The organism is Fulvivirga kasyanovii (genome assembly GCF_009711405.1).
GTDB lineage: Bacteria > Bacteroidota > Bacteroidia > Cytophagales > Cyclobacteriaceae > Fulvivirga > Fulvivirga kasyanovii.
Genome location: NZ_SMLW01000387.1, coordinates 1 through 8,217, shown reverse-complemented (window position 1 = coordinate 8,217; position 8,217 = coordinate 1). Strand labels below are relative to the sequence as shown.

Here is an 8,217-nt window from a genome sequence, read left to right as displayed (position 1 = left end):
TGTCATTTTTATTACCTCTGTAACAGATTTTTCACTTTTTGGACTAGACCCTTTCCCATACTACATTAAATACAATATCGTGCTTGCCGGTGCGGATCGGTGGTGTGGACAATATCATGCGATTACCCTCTATTTCGCCATAGCGTTCTTCAATATTGCCCAGCCAGTTGGGGAAGGTTCCGCCTTCCACTGTGTGTTGCAATATGCCCGGCTCTTTTTCGATAAACTTGCCGAAGTAGGCAAAGTATGTGGTGAAGGCATCTACAATTTCCTCGGGAGTGCCATCATACATGCCTTCACTTTTAAACCGTTTACGGTCACTTTTCATGATGTGTACACTCATGTACCCACTGTCGGTGTACATGAGTATACCTTTCGGGGTTTTGCCAAAGTAGTCGATGACTTCCCCTTTTTCATTTTTGTAAGTCCAGGAAACTAGCTTCCAGGTACCTATCACTTGTTTGGCTAACTTAGTTGTGGCTTGTTGTGTTTCCATTGGTTTTATTTTTTAAGGTGTATTAATTCAGGAGCTGCTACTTCATTGTTAATGAGTCCTGTTACAAAATCGGTACATGACCTCAGGTAATGGTGGTCGCCTTCGCGTTCGATAAACCTGAATTTTAGTGTGGTCTCATTATTCCATAGATCCATTTGCTTCTTGCTTACGGTGCTGTCGCTCTTTCCATGTATGGCAATGATATTCACATCCAAAGGAGGGGCAAATTCATAATCATACGTATCCAGTAGCTTCAGGTCGTTTCTCAGAAGCCTGATAAGTATCTCGCGCAGTTCGGCATCAGGGATCATCTCCTTGCTCAGGTGAGGGAAGCGCTTCATAAGCGTTTTGTCATCAGCGTTGTGATCCAGGTGCTGCTTGTCATAAGAAGCCAGTTGCGGTGTGGAGGACACTATGAGGTTGACCGGAAGTTTGGTCAGCCTTCTGCGCAACTCACGGATAACCTCAAAAGCTATCAGTCCACCCATGCTATGTCCAAAGAAGATTGCCGGCTTATTTATTACACCCATGAGCGCATCGGAAATCTTATGGATAGCCTGCTTCATATCAGTAAACGGTTCCATGGACGATGACTTGCCTCTGCCCGGAAGCTCTACGGTAATGAGCTGGATGTGGCTGGCCAGTTTGTCTTCCCAATCGGCGTAGAGGTGGGCATTGCCGCCTGCATCGTGAAAACACACCAATTGCATTTTATGTTCAGCACTGGCCGGGCTTGCCACTATTGCAGGTTCCGCGGTATTCTGGCCTTCCTTCTGCTTTTTGATCTTAAACAACTTCTCGGCCAGGAAGGTAGCATACTCAGAGATAGTCGGGTGCTCCCAGATATCTGTTACCGAAAGTTTTATATTCAGCTCTTTTTCCAGTTTGTTCCTGAACTGTACCGCCATCAGCGAGTCTATGCCCAGGCTTTTGAATTTCATGGTGGTAGACAACTGATCTTCCGGCGATTTGATGATACTCGCCGTAAGCTTCTTTAAATGGCTCTCCAGGGCATCCAGCCACTCTTCTGCATTGGGCACGCTTTCCAGTGTCTGCATGAGCGTCTGGCCTTCGTGCTCATCGTCATTTTTGTGAAGCAGCCCGGCGAAATACTTGCTGTCTCCCAGCGCAGGGAAATGTCCCGCAGTCTGTCCGGCATTGAGCTGGAATACGCCCATATTGGCTGGGCACTGGTCAAAGATTTTATCGAGCGCTTTTACTGCATCTGACATTGGAGTAGCTACAAAGCCTTCCGCTTCTGCGAATTTCTCCAGGTTTTTGATCGAAGCCACCATACCTACATCTGACATTACACCCCAGTTGATACTCAGAGCAGGCAGTTGCTGCTTCTGACGGTATTGCGACAGGGTATCGAGGAAGGTGTTGGCAGCCACATAGCTCACCTGGCCACTCAAACCTAAAAGACTGGAGGCAGAGGAGAACAGCATGAAGTGGTCAAGTGCATACTTTTTGGAAGCCTGATGCAGGTTCCAGCCACCGATAACCTTTGGAGCCAGTATGGCAGAGAACTCTTCATGGCTAAGGTCAACAATTTGTTCTGCATTGATAACCCCTGCAGCATGGATAATGCTCTTCAAGCCGGCCTCGGCTTCAAGCTCTGTCAGAAGTGAGTTTACAGCATCGGTATTGCAGACATCACAATCAACAATTTTGAATATGGCACCCTCACTTTTCAATGATTCTATTTTTCCTTTTAGTACCTCATCCAGGTTATTGCTTCGGCTTACGAGGCAGAATTTACGCGCGCCTCTGGCAAACATCCATTCCACAAGCGTGAAGGCTATACCTTTGTAGCCTGTTACGAGGTGGTATCCAGATGAAGAGAACGTGCTTTGTTCTACCGCTGCAGGAAGTGCTGGTGCATAGTCAGCAAGTCTTGAGCAGTAAAAACTTTCATTCCTTAAGGCAATTTCACGCTCTTTGGCGACAGGTTGTGCTGCCAGCTTTACAAGGTTTTTCAATTCCTCCTGATTACAGTTATAGCTGAGGTCAACGATCTGGGTCTCATATTGAGATAATTCGTTGAAAGCTACTCTGCCCACACCCACTACAGGGCCTGCGGCAACATTGATATGGTCAGACTTGATGCCAAATGCGCCATTGGTAACTATGGTCAGTCCAGGATAGTGCATCAGTTTTTTCGCCTCCAGCTCTTTAAAAAGCTCTATCAGGTAGAAAGCCTTTTCGGTTGCGATAGTTTCCTGCCCGGCCATGATATCGTCGTGGCTGAAATAGATGATGCGGTCTGCTTTTTCAAGCTCTATCTGGTCAAGGGCAGACTTGAAGGGAGCTTCGTCTGTGGTATGCGGGGCTACCCAATGAAAGTCGTGGCCTGCATCGGTCAGGGCTTCCAAAAATTGCTTGGTAACTTCGTCATTTTGCGTGGCAACTACTATGAAGGACTGCTGACCGGCATTTTTGAAACTGATCTGCTCAGGCACCCAGTTGATGTGGTGGTACCATTTTTCCTTGTGTCCGCCATCTTCCTCTAATTTAAAGATCTTACCACCAAGGCCTTTCAAAGTAACCAGCACCTTCCCGGTGGCATCTGTAATGGTGCAATTGGCCGTAAGGGTGATGCTCTGTCCTTCATTGGCTATGTCCTGACCAGTGATCTCGGTGCGAACGAACAGTTCATCGCTAAAACTGATAGGTTTGTTGATCTCTATAGCTTCAACACCGGAGAGGTAGGTCATAGCGGTTTTGTTTTCGTCATTGGATTGAGCAGCAAATAAAGTTTGCAGGCAGGCGTCCAGCACGGCAGGGTGCAGACCATACTGGTTGAGGCTGTATTTTAGGTTATCTTTTACAACAACGGATGCCAGTGTTTGGCGGTCGCTAACATGGATCTTCTGAATTCCTCTAAAATAGGGGCCATACTGTAAGCCTAGGGTTTGAAGTTGTTCATACAGCGCTTCGGTATCTGTATTTCCTTCGAAATCCGTGCACTCTGCAATTTCATTTGTAATGCTACTGTTTAATGCAAAGCTTCCTGAGGCAGTTTCAGTCCACTGGCCGTCAGCCATCCGGAAGAATGCAAATGCTGATGTATTTTCTCCTTTTTGTATTCTTAACTGAATGTTTACTTTTTCATCACTGCCCAGGATAACGGCTGATTTAAATTTCAGGTCGTTGATCATCATCTGGTGGCTTCCGGTAAGCTGGGTCACTGCGGCATGGAGCATTTCTATGTAGCTGGCGCCTGGCAGCACTACTTTGCCTGATACGGCATGATCAGTCAGGTAAGGAAACTCATCAATACTGAGTTGGGCTTCCCAGAAGTGTAAACCTGCCAGTTGCGCCAGCTTCATTTCTTTACCTATCCATGGATGACCCTCCCTTTTCGTGCCATGATTCTGCTTACGTTCGGTCAGTGTATAAGTCGCTCTTTGGAACGGATAAGAGGGCAGGTTTAAGAATGGCACTTTAGGATTTTTGTAGAAAACGTTCCAGTCAAACCTGATACCTTGCTGATAAAGCAGGTCAAAGTTGCTGTATAGCTCATTTTCCTCAGGTTTGTTTCTTGTCAAAGTGCCGGATACCACGCCATGGCCATTAAATGCTTCAAGACATTCGCTGATAGCAGTAGTGAGCACCGGGTGCGGGCTTACTTCAATGAAAGTATTATATCCGTTCTGTATCAGTTGCTCCATAACTCCGGCAAACTGCACGCCATTTCTCAGGTTGTCCACCCAGTATGCGGCATTAAGTTCTTCTCCGGACACTTCCTGGTTTTTTACAGTAGAGTATAGCGTAACTTTATTCTTTTGCGGGACGACACCTTGAAGTGCCTCAGCCAACTGGCCTTTGAGCGGTTCCATCTGGGCACTGTGAGATGCCACATCCACCTTTACCTGACGGCAAAACTTGCCCTGGCCTTCCAATTCAGCCAACAGTTCGGTAATGAGGTTTTGGTCACCGGCTATGACTGTGGATTTAGGACTGTTGTTTACAGCTACAGACAATCCGGGATATTTTTTGATTACTTCTTCAGCTTCGGGTACGGTAAGCTCTGTTACAGCCATGGCACCGCCTTTGCCGCTCACGGTTTTCATCAGCCGGCTTCGGGTGCATATCACTTTTGCAGCCTCATCCAGGGTAATGCTGCCTGAAATGTAAGCCGCAGCCACCTCGCCCATGCTATGCCCGGTGACGGCATCAGGCTTTAGCCCCAATGACTCCCAAAGTTTGGCGAGGGCTATCTGCATGGCACAAAGCGCAGGTTGTATCACATTGATCTCGTCCATTCGGCTGGTATCCGCATTGGCCTTCAATTGTGCTGTTAATGACCAGTTGCTGTACCTGGAAAATGCAGCCTCACATTCGTCGATCACTTTTTTAAAGACAGGTTCTGTCTCATACAGGTCGCGTCCCATGCCAATCCACTGAGAACCCTGGCCGGGGAATACGAAAACAACCTTTTGCTTTTCTATACTTGTAGAGGTTGATTCAGGGTTTCTGAGATACTCATCCAGCTTCTCTATCATCTCCAGCTTGCTCTCTGCTGCAAAGGTCTTTCTGAACTCAAACTCAGGCTTTCTTAGGGCTGTGGCTGTTACAGTATGAATGAACTCGCTAAGGGCACCATTGATGCTGTACTTCAAATAGTTTTTATAGGCCTTTACATATTCAACCAGTGCCTTTTCAGAGCGGGCAGAAACAGGCAATACGAACTTATGGTCGTGTGTCTTTTTACCCGGGTTGTACAGGTTTGTCTTTGGCTTGTATTCTTCAATTACAGTATGGCCGTTGGTGCCGCCCCAGCCAAAGGAGTTAACACCCGCCTTTAGTGTTTCTCCTTCGGAGGCAGGCCATTCGGTTTGCTCCGCCTGAACCTTCAGGTTGAGTCCGTCAAAATCTATTTTAGGGTTTGGTTTGTTAAAATTTAGGTTCTTCGGAAGCTGCCTGTGGTTCATGGCCAGTATGGCTTTGATCAGTCCGGCCATACCGGCAGCGCCTTCGAGGTGGCCGATATTGGTTTTTACTGATCCTACATGAAGAGGCCTTTTTCTATCCTGGTTAAAAAATTGTCCCAGCGCATTGGTTTCCGTTGGGTCACCCAGTTGTGTGCCGGTACCATGCGTTTCCACATAATGTACCTCGTTAGGCTTTATGCCAGAGTCCTTATAGGCTTCTGCCAGAACGTCAAGTTGGCCTTTGATGCTGGTAGCCGGCAGGTTTTGGTTAAAACCATTGTTGTTGATAGCGCTGCCCTTGATCACCGCATATATCTTGTCCCCATCGCGCTCGGCATCAGAAAGCCTTTTCAGCAATATAATGCCACCACCTTCACCACGTACAAAACCATCGGCCCCTTCATCAAATGTGCTGCACTTACCTTTGGCAGATAACCCGCCGAATTTGGATAACAGGATGTTTTGATCAGGATCCAGGGTGTGGTTTACACCACCCACTATACTTTGCTCAATGGTGCCATCCCAGAGGCTCTGGCAAGCCAGGTGCAGTGCTACCAGTGAAGAAGAGCAGCCTGTATCTACTACCAGGCTGGGGCCGGAAAAGCCATAAAAGAAAGAGATCCTGTTGGCTATAATGTTAGCTGATTGTCCTACGGCAGAGTGGGAGGTAACCTCAGCGTGTTTATGCTTGCGCAAATGCTCGAAATCGCTCCAGATGTTGCCGATATAAACCCCGATCTTTTTACCTGTTATTTTTTCATATGAAGTGTTGCTGTTCTCTATGCATTCCCAAACCAGTTCCATCATCAGTTTTTGCGATGGATTCATCTCAGCAGCTTCAGCAGGTGAAATATTAAAGAATAAAGGATCGAAGTCATCAATGTGCTGTAGCATAGAGCCATGCCTTTGATGCGTTTTGTCCTTAGCACCCTTATCAGGGTTGTAGTACTCATCAATGTTCCAGCGTTTGATTTCTTCAATGGTGTCTTCCCCTTTTTCGAGGAGACTCCAAAAGTCTTGCAGGCTTTGCACTTTTGGAAACCGGCAAGACATACCGATGATTGCAATAGGTTCTTTTGACATGGTTTGGTGGTTTTAGCCAGTTAATGTTTTTAGTTGATGCAAGATGAAAATAAGGTGGAGCGATTATTTCAGGGGATTTACTGATTTGACAAAATCAGTAAATCATTGATATAAAAGGTCATAATTTGGGTTTGTAAGAGATGCTTTGACGCAATAAGGTTTCACTCCGGGCTCTTCATCGGGGGAGGGCATCAGGGAGTGCTAAGGGTGCTAGTGGATAACCCCGAGGTAAACGTACAGGAAAAACCCTGTTTTTTGGCCGCATCCTGTTTTTGCTTGTTCCAAATTGAGGTTGGCAGCTCGTGACAATGCATTCATACTGAAAGCTTTGTATATTAAGGGTTGTAACCAATAGATGCCAAGATGCTACTTAAGGCTTTTCCTGATATACACTGGCTAAGAAATAAGGCCAGAACCAATTTTGAGGACAGGAGGGATGTCAACGGCCGGATTATTCCCGGCAAGGGGTGGCCCAATGTGGTACTTAACACTGCCAGTTCAGGAACGGAGCGTACCGATATTGTTGCTCCTTTTTCTATGTTTTTGAATTTACAGGGAAGCGGTATGGTAGTGGCCGACGGGCAGGAGGTAAGTATCCATCAGGACACTTTCTGCCTGGTGAATAAAGGTCAGAATTATGATCTGATCATACCGGAAGCCGGACAAACTACTACGTTTAATGTACATTTTGGACAGCAGCTTTTTGATGATACGGTTTATGCCTTGGGTAAGGCACACGAGGAGTTGCTGGACAACCCTGAAACCAACGCCTGCGATTATCATGTATTTACGCGCTCCAGGTGGCTTGAAGCGGATATAGCCTGCCACATTGCTTTATTACAAGATTTCTATCATAGGGAGGGCAACCAGTCTCCTTTAGAGGAAGAACTGCTATTGCATAATCTACTGACTGTTTTGCTCAAAAAGGCTGAGCGTGACCGGAGTGGGTTCAATCGCATAGCTTCCACAAAGCCTGCAACGAAAAGAGAGTTAATGGCAAGAATGGTGCAGGCGGTGGATTATATTCATGCACACTATCAAAGGCGTATTTCTCTTGAAGAGTTGAGCCAGATCTGCTGCCTGTCAAAGTTTCATTTCCTGCGCATATTTAAAACAGTATTCCACTGCACTCCTCAAGAATATATAATGGCTGTAAGGATGAATAAGGCTGAAAAGTTGCTTAAAGGTACCAAACTGCAGGTAAGTGAAATAGCAGGTATGATCGGGTTTTCGGAGGCCAATTCATTTTCCCGGTTTTTTCATAAGCACCACAAAGTATCCCCGCTAAAGTACCGGAAGCAAAATTAGCAATATAGGATAGACATCCATGCCAAAACAGTGTATAGCTTTGAAGTAAAAGAAATCGATATGGTAGCCATTGGGTTTTGTTTATTGTCTGTAGTCATGTTTTGTAGCATGTTTTACGTTTTAGGGCAGTCCGTTGATCAAAAGCGGCTTATCAGGAATTATGTGCTGTATTTTGCCACCTGGCTGGGTTATATATTTGTCCTGTCAAATACCGGGTTGCTGGATGTTTTCGGCCTGCCGCCCCGTGTTCCTTTGTTCATCATTGTGCCATCCATAATTATCTGCATTGTAGTTACCGGTAGACCTGCATTTAAGGAAATCATGGCTAAGCTGCCTGTTACTTTTGCTGTTTATATTCAATCTTTCAGAATTCTGGTCGAAATGCTTATTTAT

4 protein-coding genes are annotated in these 8,217 nt (G+C 46.1%); 2 read left to right on the top strand and 2 right to left on the bottom strand.

Translation table 11 applies throughout. The features are described 5' to 3' along the window. Positions 1-43 precede the first annotated feature (43 nt). Both E1163_RS04775 and E1163_RS04770 read right to left on the bottom strand, forming a co-directional pair. Positions 44-496 carry a lipocalin-like domain-containing protein gene (locus E1163_RS04775; protein ID WP_155170049.1) on the bottom strand — a complete coding sequence of 151 codons (453 nt, stop codon included), beginning with the start codon at positions 494-496 and terminating at the stop codon, positions 44-46. Positions 497-501: 5 nt separating this feature from the next. Beyond that, the gene (locus E1163_RS04770) at positions 502-6,516 is read right to left on the bottom strand and encodes a type I polyketide synthase (protein WP_155170047.1); all 6,015 of its coding nucleotides are present in this window, start codon (positions 6,514-6,516) and stop codon (positions 502-504) included. Positions 6,517-6,879: 363 nt separating this feature from the next. Here E1163_RS04770 and E1163_RS04765 point away from each other — a divergent pair, with 363 nt between their 5' ends. Beyond that, the gene (locus tag E1163_RS04765) at positions 6,880-7,824 is read left to right on the top strand and encodes a helix-turn-helix domain-containing protein (protein ID WP_155170045.1); all 945 of its coding nucleotides are present in this window, start codon (positions 6,880-6,882) and stop codon (positions 7,822-7,824) included. Positions 7,825-7,854: 30 nt separating this feature from the next. After that, positions 7,855-8,217 (top strand): hypothetical protein (locus tag E1163_RS04760; RefSeq protein WP_155170043.1); only part of this gene is annotated, 363 nt, incomplete at its 3' end.

Excerpts from the sequence above, each read along its gene's own strand:
- E1163_RS04775 (WP_155170049.1), bottom strand. The coding sequence starts at position 496 with ATGGAAACACAACAAGCCACAACTAAGTTAGCCAAACAAGTGATAGGT.
- E1163_RS04770 (WP_155170047.1), bottom strand. The coding sequence starts at position 6,516 with ATGTCAAAAGAACCTATTGCAATCATCGGTATGTCTTGCCGGTTTCCA.
- E1163_RS04765 (WP_155170045.1), top strand. The coding sequence starts at position 6,880 with ATGCTACTTAAGGCTTTTCCTGATATACACTGGCTAAGAAATAAGGCC.